14 protein-coding genes and 1 pseudogene are annotated in these 19,366 nt (G+C 46.1%); 11 read left to right on the top strand and 4 right to left on the bottom strand.

The annotated features are described in order from the left end of the window. Positions 1-228: 228 nt before the first annotated feature. The 6 genes and pseudogenes from EI981_RS16310 to EI981_RS16290 all read left to right on the top strand — a co-directional run bounded on the left by EI981_RS16310 (position 229) and on the right by EI981_RS16290 (position 8,741). Entirely contained in the window at positions 229-5,454 is a 5,226-nt protein-coding gene (locus EI981_RS16310) for a glycosyl hydrolase family 8 (RefSeq protein ID WP_227011463.1), read from the top strand. Positions 5,455-5,654: 200 nt separating this feature from the next. Beyond that, positions 5,655-6,236, top strand: a complete 582-nt coding sequence (locus EI981_RS16305) for a class I SAM-dependent methyltransferase (RefSeq protein ID WP_418789070.1) — start codon at positions 5,655-5,657, stop codon at positions 6,234-6,236. Beyond that, positions 6,236-6,895 carry a phosphatase PAP2 family protein gene (locus EI981_RS16300; RefSeq protein WP_127004761.1) on the top strand — a complete coding sequence of 220 codons (660 nt, stop codon included), beginning with the start codon at positions 6,236-6,238 and terminating at the stop codon, positions 6,893-6,895. Before EI981_RS16305 ends, EI981_RS16300 begins: the two co-directional genes overlap by 1 nt. Before the next feature lie 90 nt (positions 6,896-6,985). Continuing rightward, positions 6,986-7,684 (top strand): response regulator, encoded by a 699-nt coding sequence (locus tag EI981_RS16295; RefSeq protein WP_418789019.1) that lies wholly within the window; start codon positions 6,986-6,988, stop codon positions 7,682-7,684. Between the two features lie 208 nt (positions 7,685-7,892). Further along, positions 7,893-7,940, top strand: a pseudogene (locus EI981_RS30270) (hypothetical protein); the annotation flags it as partial. A gap of 39 nt (positions 7,941-7,979) precedes the next feature. Then, positions 7,980-8,741: a sensor histidine kinase gene (locus EI981_RS16290; protein WP_237172625.1), complete on the top strand. Its 762-nt coding sequence runs from the start codon at positions 7,980-7,982 to the stop codon at positions 8,739-8,741. Positions 8,742-9,076: 335 nt separating this feature from the next. Here EI981_RS16290 and EI981_RS16285 read toward each other — a convergent pair whose 3' ends face one another. Beyond that, positions 9,077-9,904 carry a CAP domain-containing protein gene (locus tag EI981_RS16285; RefSeq protein WP_126999878.1) on the bottom strand — a complete coding sequence of 276 codons (828 nt, stop codon included), beginning with the start codon at positions 9,902-9,904 and terminating at the stop codon, positions 9,077-9,079. A gap of 187 nt (positions 9,905-10,091) precedes the next feature. Between EI981_RS16285 and EI981_RS16280 the strand changes: the two genes are divergently transcribed. After that, complete coding sequence (locus tag EI981_RS16280; RefSeq protein WP_126999877.1) at positions 10,092-10,790, top strand: YjjG family noncanonical pyrimidine nucleotidase; 699 nt, start codon at positions 10,092-10,094, stop codon at positions 10,788-10,790. Between the two features lie 8 nt (positions 10,791-10,798). On the opposite strand, the gene EI981_RS16275 is transcribed toward EI981_RS16280, so the two are convergent. Further along, complete coding sequence (locus EI981_RS16275; RefSeq protein ID WP_126999875.1) at positions 10,799-11,503, bottom strand: DUF6199 family natural product biosynthesis protein; 705 nt, start codon at positions 11,501-11,503, stop codon at positions 10,799-10,801. A 242-nt stretch (positions 11,504-11,745) separates the two neighbouring features. Between EI981_RS16275 and EI981_RS16270 the strand changes: the two genes are divergently transcribed. Continuing rightward, on the top strand, positions 11,746-13,542 hold the full coding sequence (locus EI981_RS16270; protein ID WP_126999873.1) for a flavocytochrome c: 1,797 nt from the start codon (positions 11,746-11,748) through the stop codon (positions 13,540-13,542). 177 nt (positions 13,543-13,719) lie between these two features. Here the strand turns inward: EI981_RS16270 and EI981_RS16265 are convergent, their stop codons facing one another. Further along, on the bottom strand, positions 13,720-15,225 hold the full coding sequence (locus EI981_RS16265) for a DEAD/DEAH box helicase (RefSeq protein WP_126999870.1): 1,506 nt from the start codon (positions 15,223-15,225) through the stop codon (positions 13,720-13,722). 248 nt (positions 15,226-15,473) lie between these two features. Beyond that, positions 15,474-16,664 (bottom strand): enoyl-ACP reductase FabV, encoded by a 1,191-nt coding sequence (fabV, locus tag EI981_RS16260; protein WP_126999868.1) that lies wholly within the window; start codon positions 16,662-16,664, stop codon positions 15,474-15,476. Between the two features lie 204 nt (positions 16,665-16,868). Between fabV and EI981_RS16255 the strand changes: the two genes are divergently transcribed. The 3 genes from EI981_RS16255 to EI981_RS16245 are packed head-to-tail and all read left to right on the top strand — an operon-like array spanning position 16,869 to position 19,350. Further along, entirely contained in the window at positions 16,869-17,780 is a 912-nt protein-coding gene (locus tag EI981_RS16255; protein ID WP_126999866.1) for a Gfo/Idh/MocA family protein, read from the top strand. A gap of 29 nt (positions 17,781-17,809) precedes the next feature. Further along, a complete protein-coding gene (locus tag EI981_RS16250) occupies positions 17,810-18,781 on the top strand; it encodes a hypothetical protein (protein ID WP_126999864.1) in 972 nt (323 codons plus the stop codon). After that, positions 18,778-19,350, top strand: a complete 573-nt coding sequence (locus EI981_RS16245) for a hypothetical protein (RefSeq protein ID WP_126999862.1) — start codon at positions 18,778-18,780, stop codon at positions 19,348-19,350. Before EI981_RS16250 ends, EI981_RS16245 begins: the two co-directional genes overlap by 4 nt. Positions 19,351-19,366: the final 16 nt, after the last annotated feature.

Here is a 19,366-nt window from a genome sequence, read left to right as displayed (position 1 = left end):
AAACTCAAGATCCGGCGAATAAGCGATGGCCGACTTGCGAATGTCTGATGAAGGGGGGAGGCAGGGCAATAGAAGGGCAGGTTTTCTCGTAGTCGCACAATCAGAAGAATACTTTCTGCCCCAAAAGTTAAAGCGCTTTAATTTTTAGGAGAGTGAGGTAATGAGTTGCTAATGAAGAACCTAGTCAAGCCAAAATGGCGACGGTCCCTATCTCTATTACTAATCTTTATGCTGCTGTTCCAGATGGCAGGGATCGTATCTGCTGACGGGCCGCCAGTAGACCATGCACAGGGAGTCGCACCGGGATATATCGTGGACAACACTGGGGAGTTAATAGGTGAAGTCACCGCAGTCCCAATACTGGATTCCGTACCGAATGCGACTGATGCTGTATATGTTGCCCAGTCTCTCGGCCAGGAGGTTATTGCGCAGTGGGTCTTTCAGAATGAAGGGGATAACGGCACGTTTGTTGCTACAGGCGGGAAGTATCAGTCGGCCTCCATTCTGACCCATGTTGGCGGTGTATTCGAGAACTATAGTGGCAGTAAGCAGGAGATCAGCTACCAGGGTTGGGATCAGGGCAATGGCAAGAAGTATTGGCTACTGACGTTGTCTACTGCTGGATTTGAAAATATCGCTGTATCATCTGAGCAGAACTCATCTGGTTCTGGACCTAATGATTTCAAGCTGCAGATGAGTACGGATCAAGCAACATGGACAGATGTGGAGAACGGCATCATCCAGATGAATACAAGCTCCAGCTACAACTGTCCGAATGATACCTGCAAGTTGAAGGATCTCCCGCTTGCTGGCGCGGACGATAAAGAATTGCTATACATCCGCTGGATTGTCAATTCTAACCTGCCAACGAATACGGTGGATAATCCTTCAGGCATCGGTGGTGGAGGCTCTAGTAGAATCCGAAATATTTACGTAACTGGCGATCCGATCGCAGGGAAGACTCCGGTCATTCCTACGATTGATCTCTCACACCTCCCTAAGCATGGTGAAGAGAGCGTTGCAGCGGATGCGCCATTAACCGTCAAGTTTAATAAGAATATTTCAATCCGCAGCGAGTCGTCCGTAAGTATTATCGACGGGAATGGCATTAGAATTGAAGCGACAGCTGCAGTCGGCGGTAATACGCTGCACATTAACCATCCGGAATTCACCTATGGGGCTACATATACCGTGTCCATTCCGAGACAAGTGATCATTGCCGAAGATGGAGTCCCTCTCGTTAGAGATATATCCTGGAGCTTCACGACACAGGATTCTCCACTTATTCCGAAGTTGATCAATATGACCTTTAATACTGATCCGAGGACGGGAATCGCTTTTGCATGGTACACAGATATCATGACGGATACGAAAGTACAGGTCGTTGAAGCTTCCAGGATGACGGGGGGAGTATTTCCAGAACAAGAGGCGATGGAGTTCACAGGTACCGGGGAAGAGATCGAGACATTTATGTCCAAGGCCGACCGCTCGACAGGACATAAAGCGAAGTTCATCAGCCACAAAGCAGCCGCTAATCACTTGAAGCCGGGTACCAAGTATCGCTTCCGTGTCGGTAACGGGCAGGAATGGAGTGGAATTGGGTCCTTCACGACCGATACGGAACAGCATCAGCCTTACCGCTTCATCGTTGGGTCGGATTCGCAGGCTTCCAGTAAGGAAGATTTCGAGCCATGGGCGGATACGTTCAAAAAGGCCCGTGACTTAATCGGGGATCCGAAATTTCTGATTAATGCGGGGGATTTGGTCGATAACGGCGACCTCGAGGAACAGTGGCAGTGGATGCTCGGCGTAGCTCAGGATGAACTGCTGAATGTGCCGTTCGTACCGGTTCTCGGTGGTCATGAGATTCAGGACTATGATGGGGATGAGACGACACCTAACAATAACTTCTACAATCATTTCAATCTGCCGCGGAAAGTGGTCGCAGCGACGCATGACGGTTCTGTCTATGCCTTCGAATATGGGGATGCGCTCTATATGGTCTATAATTCGCAATTTGATGGCAAGCTTAATGATGATGGATCAGTGAATTGGGACGACGACCAGCATGAGCAGTTCTGGAACCAAGTAGACTGGATGAGAAATACGGTCGCGAAGTCGGATAAGAAGTGGAAGTTCGTTACTTTCCATAAATCCCCTTATGCGGCAGGCGATAATTCAGCCCAATGGGAAGGCGAGCGCATTGAATTTTACAAGAAAAATTTGATCCCGGTCTTTGATGAACTGGGCATCGATATGGTGTTCGAAGCACATGATCATATGTACATGCGGTCCTTCCAAATGTACGGCGATCAGATTATTGATCCGACCAGCCTCGATAAGGACGGGGAAGGCAATGTCATCAACCCGCAGGGCACGGTCTATCTCATGTCGAATGCCTTCGGGAATAAATTCTATTATAAAAATTATCAGTACGAGTTAGATGAGAATTGGGAACCGCAGTTAATCTATGATGAGAACGGGGATCCGATCTGGTATGATGATTATTTTGCCGCGGTCGACGAACAGCCGGAGAAGAAAATGTTCACCGATGTCTCGATTTCCGATCAGGTGATGAAATTTACAGCATATACGGCAGCGGTGGAAGATGAAGGGAAAGCTGAAGCCGTCGGAAACGGATTAATCGATTACGACCACTACGGGATCAAGAGGACAGATAGCAAACCGAACCAGGTGGAAGCAGCCAAGGTTACATTGAAGGGGAACAACGCAGTGCTTACCTGGACAGCTCCTAAGAACAGCAAGGAACCCGTTAGAGGATTCAGAATCTACGAGAAGAACGATAAAATCAAGACGTATTGGAGCAAGTATATAACGATTAAAGAGGGACAGACGGACTACAGTTACACAGTAGAAGGCATTAATCCGGGGAAAAATTATGATTTTATCATCAAATCCGTAGGCAGAAGGGATAATTCTGCTCCAGTCGAGGTCAGCACGCTAGGAGGGCCAGTCGAGCAGGAGCCGCCTTCCGCGCCAAGCAGTTTGGAAGGCACAGGAGCATCGGCGTTCCAGATTAATCTGACGTGGAATGCTTCTCCAGGCACAGTTAGTCCGTTGGGCTACCATATCTATCGCGATGGATCGCTCGCGGGAACGACGGAAGCGACATCCTATAACGATATAGGCCTTAAGGCGGACACGTCTTATCGTTATATCGTTAAGGCCTTTAACGCCGAAGGCATTGAATCGCTGGCCAGCAATGAGATCGTTGTAAAGACGAAGCAAGCTTCAGAAGGGGAGGGACCTCACAAAGCCTTCCCGCAGCATACGAGTTATGTGCAAGGCTCGATCAAGCCGAATCATGTGACACAAGGGCAGATGGATCAGACGGTAGAGCGCTTGTATGACGAATGGAAGGCCAAATATTTGAAAAAGCATCCTTATCTCCAAAAATCTGATCCTGCTCAATATTATGTATGGTATGCCGACGGGGATTGGTTTGAGGAGGAGTACGACGAGGAGCTCGGCGTGAACTATATGGCTACCACGGTATCGGAAGCGCATGGCTACGGAATGCTGATCACCGCTCTGATGGGCGGGCATGATCCGGATGCGAAGAAGTACTTCGACGGCTTGTTCCGCTACTTCAAAGCGCATCCGAGCGAAATAAACCCGAATCTGATGGCTTGGAAACAAGGCGATACGGGGACAGCGATCGTTGATGTCGATGGTGTTGATTCGGCAACGGATGGCGATATGGATATTGCCTATGCGTTATTGCTGGCTGATAGCCAATGGGGCAGTTCAGGAGAGATCAATTACTTGGTCGAGGCCAAAAAAGTGATCAACGCCATTATGGACTACGAAGTGAACCAGACCGACTGGATGCTCAGAATTGCAGATTGGGCTACGAGTGGGAAGTGGGCTGCCGCCACACGTCCTTCCGATTTCATGCTGCAGCATATGAAGGATTACCGTAATGTAACGGGCGATAGCAAATGGGATCGTGTCGTAGATACGACATATGGAATGATTAATGAATTGTATTCTGGCTATAGTCCAGATGCTGGCTTGCTTCCTGATTTTGTATTGAAATCCGACGGTAAGTTCGTTCCTGCAGAGCCGAACTTCCTCGAATCGGAATACGATGGAGATTATAGCTATAATTCTTCACGTACGCCGTGGCGGATTGGCACCGATTATCTTGTAACAGGAGATGCGCGGGCAAAGGACCAGCTTAACACACTTAACCGTTGGATTCGTGGAGTGACAAACGGCGATCCTGATCAGATCCTGGCCGGTTACAAACTGGATGGTTCCCAGGCACTTGAGGAATATGGAGATATCACATTCTCTGCTCCGCTTATGGTTAGTGCGATGATCGATTCCTCCAACCAGGAATGGCTAAATAAGCTGTGGGATCATAATGCGGCGGTGCGGACCGAAGATGACGTCTATTTCGGCAACAATCTGCGCTTGCTTAGCATGATAGTAGTATCCGGCAATTGGTGGACACCGACCATTGTAGATACCGAAGCACCTACGGAGCCGACGATCGAAAGAGCGGAGGCGGTGTCCAGTACGGTGGTGGATTTGAAATGGACACCATCCAGCGATAACTTAGGAGTAACAGGCTACAAAGTATACCGTAATGATCAAGTCATAAGCACGACAACAAAGACGGAATATAGAGACACGGGCCTATCTGCGGGCACAACCTATAAATACTTTGTCGTTGCTTTTGATGCCGCAGGCAATTTGTCGAAGATGAGCAATATCAGATATGTTATGACGCTGCAATCGTCGGGCGGAGGCCCTAGTGGCAGCACGGGAGGAAACAACGACGGCGGTACGATCTCTCCGCCGAAGACAACAGCCCCAGGGTCGGGCACGGATGTAACGCCAGAACCGGATAAGAAACCTGAGACCCCGGCACCGGCGAAGAAGAGCTTCAGCGATGTAGGGAAGAAATATTCGTGGGCGAAGGACGCGATTGAAGAACTTGCTGGTGCTGGTATCATTAAGGGAACGACGGAGTTCACCTTTGAGCCGGGTAAGTACATTTCGCGAGCAGACTTTATAGTACTGTTAGTTCGAGCTCTTGGACTGGAGGCCGACTTCGACGCTAACTTCACGGATGTTGCTTCAGGCGCATATTATTACGAGGCGCTCGGAATCGCCAAGCAGCTCGGAATTGCTACGGGAATTGGCGGGAATAAGTTCGAACCGAAGGCGGTAATATCGAGACAGGATATGATGGTGCTGACGGCAAGAGCGCTCAAACTGGTCGGTAAAATGAACGAAGCAGGCAGCGCTGCTGATCTGAGTAAATTCAGGGATAGCTCCAAGCTCACTGAGTATGCAGTAGAGAGTGTGGCCTCACTGGCCAAGGCAGGTATTATTCTAGGTGACGGCCGAGCGATTCATCCGCTAGAGTCGGCAACTAGAGCAGAGGTTGCAGTTATGATCCATCGTATCTATACAAGATAGTAATAGCTTATATGAACAGAACCCGAGATTCCGATCTTCGGGTTCTTTCTGTTTCTGTTTCTGTTCACGTTCCGTACACTTAGCAGGCAGGCCACCGCCTTACCTTCCACATCTTCAGAATTAATTCAGATTTTTCCTAGCTTGATCTGAAGAAGTTTTCGTTATGATGATGAAAAATGGTGAAGGGGAGACGATAAATGATTTCAAGTGTTGGTGAATTAATTCAAGAAAAAGCGTTGTTTTTCTATAAATTTCTACGATCACCTGGACAGATTGGCAGTGTGACGCCTAGCTCAAAATTTCTGGCTAGAGCCATGGTTGAGCCGGTTTCCTGGGATGAAGTTAACAGTGTGGCTGAACTTGGAGCTGGAACAGGTGCTATAACGAAGTATATTCGAACGGTGGTGAAAGCGGACACACGTGTGCTGCTATTTGAGAAGGACCCCGTTCTATACAGAGAACTAAGATTTCAATATGCACAATACGGATGTTACAGGGACGCCTGTCGGTTACAATACGTCATGAATCAGGAGAAGATAGAACAGCTTGATTGCGTCATCAGCGGGCTGCCCTTTTTTAACTTTCCACAGACCACGCGGGACCATCTGCTTGATGAGATTATAGCTTCTCTCAAGGATGGGGGACTGTTCATCGCTTTTCAATATTCTCGCCAAATGAAGAAGCAGCTGGCTGGGCGATTCGATATTGAAGAGATCAAGTTTGTCCCTCTTAATGTTCCGCCGGCTTTTGTCTATGTATGCAGAAAAAGGGGGGGACAATGATGTCACCAGCCTTTTCCTCCAAATTTATAAAGTATCGTCCTCTATTATGGATTCTGTTAATTCCCATATTGAACATCTTTTATATGGTCTTAAACCATGACGGTACGCGTGTAAATAATCTGATGACCGATCTTGATGCACAGATTCCGTTTGTTCCTGCGTTTATTATTCCTTATCTGTCCTGGTACCCATTTATCATTATCATGTTAATTGTTATCTTAGTGAACAACAGGAAGACATATTATCGGACTTTAATTGCCTTATGTCTTGGACTTATAGTCTGCTATATCATATATTACTTTTACCAGACGACAGTGCCTCGTCCGCCGATTACGGAGCAGGGGATTTTATATTCACTGGTGCGATTTACTTATCTCACAGATAATCCTTTTAATTGCTTTCCCAGTATCCATGTGTTGACGACTTACTTGATTTGGAGGGGAGCACTGGATTGCAATGGCTTATCTAAACTCATGCGCCTCTTTACCAGTTTCATGTTTGTGGCTATCGTACTTTCAACCTTGTTTGTTAAACAGCACTATGTATTAGATATTGCAGCGGCAATTTTCATTGCGGAAGTACTCTATTTCATTACAGGAAAATGCTTGGAGGTTAGCTTGAAATCGGGAAAAGTCATAAACAAGCAGACTAATCCATAAAATCGGTGCTTGCTGAATTCTGGATAGAATAATAAACTGACGTTGTCATCTATGATGCAACGGCTTGAAGTAACCCTTGGGGGGTCTATGATGAGTGTAAATATTTTAGTTGTTGACGATGATCCGGAGATTCGCGATATTTTGCATATTTATCTCCGCAATGAAGGTTACCATGTAGTTCAGGCTGAAGATGGGAAGAAGGCATTGGAGCTCTTGCAGCAAGAGCAGATTCATTTGATTATTCTGGATATTATGATGCCAAATTTGGATGGCATTTCGGCTTGCTTGAAAATTAGGGAGAGCTCGGGAGTTCCTATTATTATGCTATCCGCAAAAGGAGAGGACCTTGACAAAATCACCGGCCTCTCCATGGGCGGGGATGATTACATGACCAAGCCATTCAATCCTTTGGAGTTAATAGCTAGAATCAAAGTGCAGTTAAGGCGGCAAAATTATATCGCTGTGTCTAACCAGGCAGTTGATGAGGGCGAGATTTGTATTGATGACCTCGTGATCAACAAGGATTATTATCGCGTTACGGTCAAAGGCAGAGAGATATCCCTAACGCCGATTGAGTTCGCGATCCTGGAACTGCTCGCTAGCCATCGCGGGCAAGTGTTTAACATCGATAAGATTTATCAGAAGGTGTGGAAAGAGCAACACGCGTATTACTCCCAAAATACAGTTATGGTCCATATCCGCAACCTTCGCGAGAAGATTGAAGCCAACCCAAGAAATCCTCAATATATTAAAACGGTATGGGGAGTGGGGTATCGTATTGATAAATAAAATTTGGGTGGTTGTCAGCGGTAAGAAAAGTATTCGTACCCAATTGATTTGGGCGATTTTTCTGAGCTTCATTGTCACAACATTTGTGATATCCCTATTCCCGAATACCTTAACAAGTCTTATATTATTTATAGTTATATTTATCGTTTGCTTTACTATCCTCACTCGTTCTATCGTTAGATCCATCTGGCAAGTCGCGAATGGATTGATGGTCATAGCAAGCGGGGATTTGAATTACAGGCTTCCCGTATCGAGGCAGGATGAATTGGGAATCGTCTCCCAGAACGTAAATCATATGGCTCAGCAATTACAAGAGCAAGTAGAACGTGAACGGCAGCTGGAGATCTCACGGATGGATTTAATTACAAGTGTATCGCATGATTTGAGAACTCCGTTGACTAGTATTATTGGATATCTGGATTTGCTCAAGAAGCAGGCGTTTCAGGATGAGCAGGAAGAGGCGCGCTATATTAACAATGCGTTCAACAAAACCCAGCAGCTCAAGAAGTTGATTGATGATCTGTTTGAATATACACGTCTATCCCATGGCGATGTTCAGTTGAATCTCCAGGAGGTAGACTTTCATAGTCTAATTGAGCAAATGGTCTCGGAATTTGAACCGGTTGCGAGAGAACAAGGAATTACTTTGATTCAGGAGCTAAGCCCCGATCCAGTCATAATGAGTATGGATGTCGAGCAAATGGTCCGAGCCATAGATAATCTGCTAATGAATGCCACGAAGTTCTCACTGGTGCCTGGCGAAGTGAAGATCAGCCTGGTTACAGGTGAGAAGTATGTACAGCTATCGGTAGAGAATCAAGGTCAACCGATTACTAAAGAGCAGGAAGAACTGCTATTTCAACGGTTCTACAGGATGGAGCCTAAGCAGAATGATATGTATATGCCACCCGGCTATGGACTAGGCTTATCGATCGCGAGAAATATTGTCGAACTGCATGGTGGCCGGATTTGGCTGGATCATCAGCAAGGAGATTACCGATTCTGTATTGAGATGAAGAGGTCGATGTATACAAGCTCAGAACAACAAGAGGAGTAGATAAATACAAATCCTAGGCACCTTCTTGGTACCTAGGATTTGTAGTATTTCTGAATTTATGCGTGTAGCTTTTTATCATTAGTAGATTCAAAACTCCGGTTTTCAGAACCGAAGCTTATGCTTCCGATGTGCGTTTCTTCGAAACGCTTCAGTTGGATGAAGCTAGGGTCTGAGGAGCAGAGCGTACGTAGTTTGTACGTGAGCACCTGAGATGTTTCCGTAGGAAACATAACTTCGTAAGCATCTGCTTAGACCCGGCTGAATTCAAGATTCGATGCCGATGCCACTTCTTGATTCACTTCGTGATCAAAAGCGGACTTTTTGAATTACCTTTACTAGCCGATAAATTCTTGAACCCAGTAGCCGTTATCATAAGCCACACCAATCTTGGTGAAGTTTGGACTCATAATATTTTGACGGTGGCCTTCACTGTTCATCCAAGCGTTCATGACTTCAGCAGGGGTACGTTGACCTTTCGCGATATTCTCACCTGCGTAGCTATAGCTTACTCCAAACTGCTTCATCATATCGAATGGAGAACCGTAGGTTGGCGATTGGTGGTCAAAATAATTGTTCTGGCGCATATCCGCTGCTTTCGCTGCAGCTACTTTAGTCAGATTATCTTGAACTGTAAGCGGCTTAAGACCGGCTTTGCTGCGCTCCTGATTGACCAGATTCACCACTTGCTGTGCGAAGGAAGCATTGTCCGTTTGACCGGATGTGCCATTGTTATTATCGCTTGGTGCTGTTGGTTTTGTAGGTGTTGTTGGCGTTGTCGGCTTTGTTGGTGTTGTAGGTGTAGTCGGTTTTGTTGGCGTTTCGTTATTATTGTTATTAGATGAGTCCGATCCTGTCGATGGCTTTTGTTCTGGGTTACTTGGTTTCTCGCTCGGAGTTGTTGGTTTTTGAATCTCCGGCAGGTTAGACAGATCAAGATTAGGAAGCTGAGATAGTAGAGATTTCAAATCGTCCAAGTTACCATTCCAGTTCAATTGCACCCATTTTTGCTGAACCTTTTGAACCTGCTGTGTTGGTTGATTGCAATCTATATTAGAAGCAGAGGCTGCTTCCGCTTTTCCTCCTTGTGGTAAAATTACTCCAGCAGCAATAACAGCTACTGCCATACTTCCTGTGAATAGAGTTTTCAGATTCTTATGGGTCATATTCTTGATTCCCTCCAAGTTATCGTATTGAGTTCGCGACGGAATTCAAAAATGACATCCCGGTTACAATGTTGTAACTTTTCGCAATTTCATTCTAACATGTCTGGAAGGAGAATAGGGCAGGTAAGTTATGGATGGGCGATTCTCTCTTAATTTGGATATATTACTACCAAGGGGTGTATAGATCATGAACAAATACAAACATATAATTTTTGACTTAGATGATACGATTCTTGATTTTCAAGATTCAGAGGAAAAGGCATTAAAACAAATTATTACGCAATTCAAATTACCTTATAACGAACAAACCATTGCATGTTACAAGCGCATTAATGATGGATTGTGGCATCAATTAGAGGAAGGCCTGATCTCTCGGGATGAGGTGCTGACAACGCGTTTTTCACTTTTTTTGCAGGAGTTCTCTATAGATGAAAATGGCGCAAAGGTTGAAGCAATGTACCGTGAGCATTTAAATGAAGGACATAAGACCATTGCTCAAGCAGAGGAATTGCTCAATAGCCTCAGTAAGCTAGATTGTAAGTTATATGTTGGAACAAACGGTGTAGGAAAGACCCAAAGAAAAAGATTAGAAGATGCCAAGCTGCACGGATATTTTGAACAACTATTTATTTCCGAAGAGATTGGTTATGAAAAACCGAGCCCTTATTTCTTTAACCATATTTTCGATGCTTTGCAGACAAGCCGGACGGAAGAATTCCTAATGATAGGTGATCGATTAACATCGGATATTCAGGGAGCCAATAACGTCGGAATCGATAGCGTGTGGTTTAATCCTAAGGGAAGCATACCTGAACCAGATTTACCTAAAAGCACATATACGGTATCTAGTTTAATGCAAATCATAGATTTATTAGAACGTTCATAAGTCTCAGATCAGAATGCTTGGAGGGCAACCCAGACGGCAAAGGCCATGCAGAAAATTCCGCCAACTTTGCACATGAAATAATAAAAGTCACTAGGTTCAGGGTTGTTCACCCAAAGTCTTTGAGGTGAGAGGTTAAACATAATGTCCTGAAATTTCTCATATCGATAGGCGCACCATCCATAAATGAGTATAGCTAATGCTAGAAAAAGAAATCCAGATGCCCCAGGAGTATCATGATATTCTGGGTAAGAGGCCGTTACAAGCATCGCTGGGGTAAATTCCTCCTCGCCTTCTCGAATGACTCTTTGGTTGTTCACATAAGCGAAGGCCTCGACGACGAAATCGCCATTTTCATCGAAACTCAATAAATAACCGGATTGATCTCTTACTTCGTAATTACGACCGTTCGGATACATTACGTTATACGTTGTATTGTAGTTAGAATTGTATTTCGTTATGTAATATTCCTTGTGATTGATAATTACCGTACGCTCATGACCGTCAATGCTGACCTGAATGGGAGCAGCCGTTTTACTGTGATAAGAGACCTGGTTGCCTTGCTCGCTCGCGAACTTGTACTTGTTCTCGTTGATGTAGAAGATAGGCTCTGTGAAGTAAGGTCTTGACAGTACAGCGACGACAACGGACAGGACTATAACACACGTAAAGAAAATAAAGGTGGGGGACATGATTTTGTTGAGCTTCGCCGCCATATCGATCAACCTCTTCCTTTCAGTTTTATACATTTAATACGCCAAACCGTGAAGTTGGTTGCGATAGGTTGAAATAGATACATGGTCTTCAATTTGTGAACAAAGTATGTGAAAGTGATAACATTCACAAACTGATGTGGAATATTGTGCTATCCTTTGTTTTTGTAGTGCACAGTACTGTAACGCTGCAAGTGAATAACCAACAACTAACAACATGCGAAGACAAGGGGAAAATGCAGAAAATGATGAAGATGAAGAGGATTGGGAGCCTTATTCTTATCCTTAGCTTAGTCGTGATGCTGGCAGCATGCGGAAGCGGGAACAACAAGGGCAAGGAGGCCGATAACGGAGCTGGCCAAAATGGCATCGTCACTTCTATCGGTGAAGGCGATGGTAAACATGGCACGATTAAGGTAGAGGTTACCTTTGAGAACAATGAAATTAAGAATATTAAGGTTCTCGAGCAGAAGGAAAATGAAGTTCTGGCTGAACCTGTATTTAAAGAACTCGGTGATACGATCATCGCCTCCAACAGTGCAGAGGTAGACGCTATCAGCGGTTCAACAGTAACGAGCACGGGTTATATCGACGCAGTTAAAGATGCGATCGCGAAGTCCGGACTGACACTGGTTGCGAAGCAAGCAGCTGGGAAGAGTGAGACAGACGAGCCAGCGGAGCAAACTTACGATGTAGTTATTATCGGGGCTGGTGGCGCTGGATTCAGTGCGGCGCTGGAGGCCAAGCAAGCTGGAGCTTCCGTAGTTCTGCTGGAGAAGATGCCAAGCGTGGGCGGCAACACATTGATCTCTGGTGGTGAGATGAACGCTGCCAACACATGGGTTCAGGAAAAATTAGGAATCAAGGATAGTGTTGATCTGTTCGCTGAAGATACGCTGAAAGGCGGAGACAATGTCGGCGATCCGGAAATGGTTCGCGTACTCGCAGAGAACGCAACGGCTGCCGCAGAATGGTTGAAGAATGATATCAAGGTTAATTTCCTTGAAGATAACTTGTTCCAATTTGGTGGTCACTCTGTGAAGCGTGCGCTTATTCCAGAAGGACATACTGGTGCAGAACTGATTACCAAGCTGAAAACGAAGCTGGACGAAATGAAAATTGATCTAAAAACAAACACGAAGGCTGATAAATTACTCACAGATGATAGCGGCAAAGTGGTCGGTGTTGAAGCTACAGGTGCAAATGGCAATAAGATTACATTCCATGCGAACAAAGGCGTTGTCATCGCATCCGGTGGTTTTGGATCCAACGTTGAGATGAGAAAGCAATACAATCCAGAGTTCGATGAGAAATATATGACTACAGATGCACCGGGTTCGACTGGTGATGGGATCGTAATGGCGCAAGACATTGGCGCAGCCTTGACCAATATGGAGAGCATCCAGACTTATCCGGTTTGTGACCCTGTGACAGGTGTTATTTCACTCGTAGCAGACAGCCGTTTTGATGGAGCGATTCTCGTTAACCAGAGCGGCAAACGCTTTGTTGAAGAGCTGGAACGTCGCGACGTTATTTCTAGAGCGATTTTGGCTCAAGAAGGCGGCTATGCTTATCAATTGTGGAATCAAGAAATCGGAGACATCAGTAAGACGGTAGATGTGCATAAAGACGAATATGATGCGCTCGTTAAGGAAGGCGTTCTGTACAAAGCAGATACCCTGAAAGAAGCAGCCGAATTCTTCAAAATCGATCCGAAGGCGCTGCAGGAAACGATCGATCGCGTCAATAAATTTGCTAAAGCAGGCAATGATGAAGACTTCCACCATCGTCAAGGCTTGCATGATATGAGCAAAGGTCCTTACTACATTGAAAAAGCTGTACCTTCCGTTCACCATACGATGGGCGGGCTTGTCATCAACAAGACAACTCAAGTCATGAATGAGAAAGGTGAGCCGATTCCAGGTTTGTTCGCAGCTGGTGAGGTTACAGGTGTCATTCATGGTACGAACCGTCTAGGCGGCAATGCGATTGCTGATGCCATTACATTCGGACGTATCGCTGGACAAGAAGTAGCTAAATAATAGTTGATTGGGCTGAACCCTTCGAAGGGGCTAACCTAGCTGTTTGATAATAGCGGGCTAGCCCCTTTTTATATTTTAAAAAAACCGTTCCACTCGTTGATGGGAGATTGCTTGACCATCTACAAATGGAACGGTTTTTTATTATTAGAACATCAGTTGTTGTTCAGGGCTTGGCTTCTATCGTCTGCCTCTGCCGCCGCGATTGCCGCCTGACGGATTCTGGCGGCCGCTACCTTGCCTGTTGCCTTGTCCGCTATTGCGTCCGTCAGTACCACGGCGTCCTTGGCGTCCCGAATCCTGACGTTCGCCACGGCTAGCGCGTCCTGGCTCCCGGCCTCCAGGACTAGAACTACGGCTGCTGCGCGAATAGTCGCGTTCGCTTGATCGTCCTGAGCGTCCGGCGTTGGAGCCACGCTCATCTCTCGATTGTCCGCGTTTTGCACTGCGTCCAGCACCATATTCACCCGTACTGGCATTTCTGCCGGAACGTGCGCTATCGGCACCGTTGTTTCTCTTGCGAGAATCTCTAGCTGTCGTAGTCGCGGACCCTTCAATACGTCTCAGTCCTGATTCGGCAAGCTGCCGCTTCGGTATAGTCATCTTAATGCCACGTTCGATCGCTTCCAGGGACCCGCGATCATGGGCCGTTACAAATGTGATCGCCACCCCGGTGTTTCCGGCACGGCCTGTCCGTCCGATGCGGTGAATGTAATATTCGGCATCAGCAGGTATGTCATAGTTGAATACATGTGTCACGCCTTCAATATCAAGCCCACGTGCAGCCATATCGGTAGCGACCAGTATTTGCAGCTTCGCTTCCCGGAATTTCTTCATGACCTGTTCACGCTTCGCTTGCGACAAATCACCATGCAGTTCGTCTGAAGCGTAGCCTTGCTCCTGTAGCTCCTGATTCAATTTGCTGGCCCGCCGTTTGGTACGGCAGAAGACGACTGCAAGATAAGGATGCTGTTGTTCGATGAGGGTACAGAGATCCTTGAATTTAGAGCGGTCTGTGACTTGGACAGCGATCTGCGAAATTTCCGTGAGCGTTATCTGTTGGGTCGGAATTTTCACTTCCTCTGGCTTCTGCATGTAAGCCTGTGCTAGCTGTCGAACCTGGTGTGGCATCGTCGCAGAGAAGAGCAGAGTCTGACGGCGTACAGGGGTTTGCTCCACAATATTCTGGACTTCGGGAAGGAAGCCCATGTGCAGCATTTGATCCGCTTCGTCAAGGACGAGCATTTTCAATTTGCCGAAATGGATCGAGCCGCGCCGCAGATGATCCAGCAATCGGCCAGGTGTAGCGACAACGATATGGATTGCGCCCTCAAGCTTACGCAGCTGCCGTTCCACATCTTGGCCGCCATAAGCGGCAAGAACACGTGCCCCAACCACAGATGCAAGCTTCTTCAGCTCACTAGTAATTTGAATGGCAAGCTCCCGGGTAGGGGTTAGAATCAGCCCCTGAACCTCTGGACTATTCACATTGATACACTCAAGCATCGGCAGAATGAATGCCAGCGTCTTGCCGGTGCCGGTCTGTGCCTCGCCAATAATATCATGTCCGGCTTGTATATAAGGGATCGCTTCCGCCTGGATTGGAGTTGGTGTTGTGATCCCCAGTTCTTGCAATTGCTGTACCAGCTCGGCACGAATGCCCAGCTTCTGGAATGATTTCGTCATGTAATTTGTTAAGCTCCTTATTATAAATTGCGTCTAATACCTTTAGCTATTGTAACATGAGCGGCGTGTGATACAAGAGCAGCAGGGGAGCTGCATTGAATATTGTGCGGCAAATCCGCTGAGTCTAATTATAACGGAAATGTATGGAACCGCCCTAATAAAAATAATAGAACTAAAGGACGGAAATAATAAATCAAGCATCCATACCCTAGTTCTATTTGTGTACATCGTCTGATTATATTATGCGTCTACTCCATATGAGGAACAGAAACGGCTGGATCAACATCTGCTTCATAGTTGATACCATCTACCTCGAAGCCGAATAGCTGGAAGAATTCCTTGCGGTAGCCGGAGAGATCGGATAGATCGAAGACGTTGTCAGTACTCATCAGATCCCATAGCTTCGTAACCTCTTCTTGTACATCATCGCGCATTTCCCAATCATCAATACGGATTCGCCCTACTTCATCAACAGGGACGATATCCGGGCCGTACAGCCGTTCGGAGAACAAACGATACATCTGTTCGATCGTTCCTTCGTGTATTCCTTTCTCCTTCATCACTTTATATAAGGTGGACATGTAGAGTGGAACAACCGGAATTGCAGAACTTGATTGAGTCACAAGCGCCTTGCTGACGATGACATAAGCATGTCCTCCGATGTTGTTCAAGCGCTGATCCAATTCATGGGCTGTACGTTCTAAATCATCCTTCGCTTGCCCAATCGTACCATCACGGTAGATGGGCTGAGTGATATCGGATCCAATATAAGAGAAGGCGATCGTAACCGCATTGTCAGCGAGGACTCCAGCTTCTGCCAGTGTGTCGATCCACAGCTTCCAATCATCACCGCCCATGACAGCAACCGTATCAGCGATTTCTTGCTCTGTCGCAGGTTCCAACGTCACCGAGCTGATTTCGCCTGTGTGGAAGTTAACCGTCTTGTTCGTATACGGTTGACCGATGGGCTTCAACGTGGAGTTGAAGGTTTCGCCAGTCCGTGGATCTGTGCGACGTGCCGTTGCAACACTGTAAATGACCATGTCAACTTTGCCCAGCTTCTCGGCAATGACTTTGGCCGTCTTAGCTTTGATCTCATCTGTGAAGGCATCGCCTGTCACGCTGAAGGATTTCAGGCCAGCTGCTTCAGCTGCCTGTTCAAAAGCCGCGGAATTGTACCAGCCTGCGGAAGCGGTCCGCGTAGCCGTTGCCGCACTTGGGCGATACACGCCTATGGTGTTTGCCCCGGCTCCAAAAGCTGCTACCACACGCGAAGCTAAACCATAACCGGTAGAAGCTCCGATCACAAGTACATTTTTCGGTCCATCTATGGTGGGTTGCTTGGAGACATAATCAATTTGATGCTGTACCTGCTTGGCACATCCAACGGGATGAGCGGTCGTACAGATGAATCCGCGAGTCCTAGGTTTAATAATCATGAAATTGTGTCTTTCCTTTCATTTCAAATCTTATAGTTTAAAATTACTTTAATCTATACTATTGTACCCGTATATTTCAAAATGAAAAAGGCCTGCCGTAAAACTTGCTGGTTTCTACGAAGGAGACTCAAGCTTTGATTTCTATAAAAACCTAGAATATAGTGGAGACATAGAATAGGAGAACCTATGAGGGAGGAAATAAAAATGCGGATTGGCATTATTGGACTTGGCGATATCGCCAGAAAGGCATATTTGCCGGTATTGACGGATCGAGAAGATATCGAACTAGTGTTGTGTACGAGAAATGCCCAGACTTTGGAGCATCTACAGGCTAAATATCGGATCGCCGAGACGGCGGGAAGTGTGGAGCAGTTAATCACGGCCGGAATTCAGGCGGCTTTCATACATACAGCGACAGAATCGCATGCCCAGATCGCTGAACAATTGATCACTCACGGAATTCATGTGTTTGTGGATAAGCCTATTTCTTATCAATATGCGGAATGCGAGAGAATTGCCAAGCTGGCGGAGGAGAAGCAAGTGCTACTCATGGTAGGCTTCAACCGGCGTTTTGCACCGATGGTCGCTTCATTGAAAAGTGAGGCGGCTCCGCGAATGATCGTGCTGCAGAAGAATCGAATTGCCTTGCCTGACGTGGCACGGCGGTTTATTTTTGACGACTTTATCCATGTGGTTGATACGCTGCGTTATTTGGCTCCAGGTGAAGTGAAGCAGGTGAAGGTCTCACCTTATATTCTTGAAGGACAACTCTATCACATTACGCTACAGCTAGAAGGTGATGGATTTACATGTATCGGAGTGATGAACCGCGACTCTGGGACAAATGAAGAAATACTTGAGGTGATGAATCCCGGTAATAAATGGGTAATTGATGGCTTGAATACTACCGTTCATTTTGCTAATGGTGAGGAGAAGCTTCTAAAATTCAAGGATTGGGATCCAGTTTTATACCGGAGAGGATTTGTTGATATGACAGACCACTTCCTAAGTTGTGTTCGCGAGGGGAAGCAGCCTCAAATTTCGATCAGCGATGCGCTGGAGAGTCATCGAATTTGTGAGTTGGCAGTACAGGAGGTAGAAAGGCTAGGGCTTTAATCTGGGAATCCAACTAAGATACTTGATGCATGAAACCAATTTGGATTCTATACGTTATAACAATCAAGAATCAAAATATGTTCTGGAAGGATCATCGGATGAAGCGTCTAATCTATATTGCTGCTGTTGCTGCAATAGTGTTAATCGCTGCAAGCTGGGTAGGCAATCTCGTCTATTATCATCATTCACAATTGCCGAAGGCGATTTTTTTGAAGCATCATATTGAAGAGGTTCGGGCTCCAGGGTATAGCTTCGAATTATTTTATCTGGAAAATAAGCACGAGAAGCGGAAGCTGAACCGGATTATCATTCCTGAACTGCCGAATGCCATGATTACTCCAATGCCTGAACGGAATCGCTATACTCATCAAACGATGGGCTCCATGATGGTTCAGATAACGGATCTGGATACATCGGAAGAACAGACTGGTGGCACGGAACCGCTGATCATTCGCACGGTACAAGGATATTTCTCAGATGGTTCCATGGATAATATGGACATCGGCGAAATCCGGTTATATACACTACCTGCGGATAATCACGAGAATACAATTGCGAGCAATTGGTCAAGTGCCTCCTCGGATGGGACGGGACTTTACAATTTTCTAGTTTTGAAAAAATTACAGATTACCGGAATTTCAACGGCCTACCTAAATGAGCTCGGAGATTCCTTTTCATTACTCATAGATATCGGACGCAAGCTGCCAACAGGGAGCGGCATGCCCTCTTATCAATCCGTCGCCGAGACTCCGTTGAATGCTGCTGAATATCCGATTTCCATCCATGAAGGCGATGAAGTATCTCTTAAATATCATTTAAACCAACCATTAATAGATGCGTCCTCTGGTTCCGCAGATATATATCAGTTGTTGATTCAACTTACTTTTGAGCCGGAAAATGGGAAGAGTGCCGTCTATTCATTTATGATTTCTCAAAATTGGGACTTGTCCGAGCGTGATGTAAAGAGGATAGTAGCAGCTGCCAGGGGGGACGGAGAATGAGATCTTTATTTTACCGGATTGGTTATGGTCTCCTTTTCGTCATATTCGATATTCGGTTTCTTTCTAATTTAGATCTACTTCCTAATTTCATCGGATATCTGATCATCATGTCGGCCTTATGGAGTCTGCGCCAGCAAGCACCCGGCTTCCGTAACGGGATGTGGGCAGCGGGAGTATTAAGCCTGCTATCTCTGCCGCAAATACTTCATCCGATCGGACTCCGTCTTAACGAGGTGGATCTAGGCATGACCACGAACGGAGAGCTTGCCGTTGTACTGGTTCATGGTTTGCTACAGCTGTTCATACTGACCTCGATCTGCAAAGGGACCTATCATCTATTGATTATGAGAGGACTCCATGATTTGGCCAGTTCACTTACGGCGCGCTGGGTATTCTATTTCATCTGTTCGGTGTACTTACTGATTGTCTATCCATTTGCTTTGAACATAGATATTTTTAGCGCTTTATTGGTGGGTTTGGTCGCAGCTCTTATCAGCATAATTATGCTTATTCTTTCGTTCCGTTCGATCGGACGAGAGCTATCCAAACCTCTGGGGCTGGAAGTTTGATCGTTAATATGGACTA

This window comes from Paenibacillus lutimineralis (assembly GCF_003991425.1).
GTDB lineage: Bacteria > Bacillota > Bacilli > Paenibacillales > Paenibacillaceae > Fontibacillus > Fontibacillus lutimineralis.
This window is presented reverse-complemented; position numbering and strand designations above follow the sequence as displayed.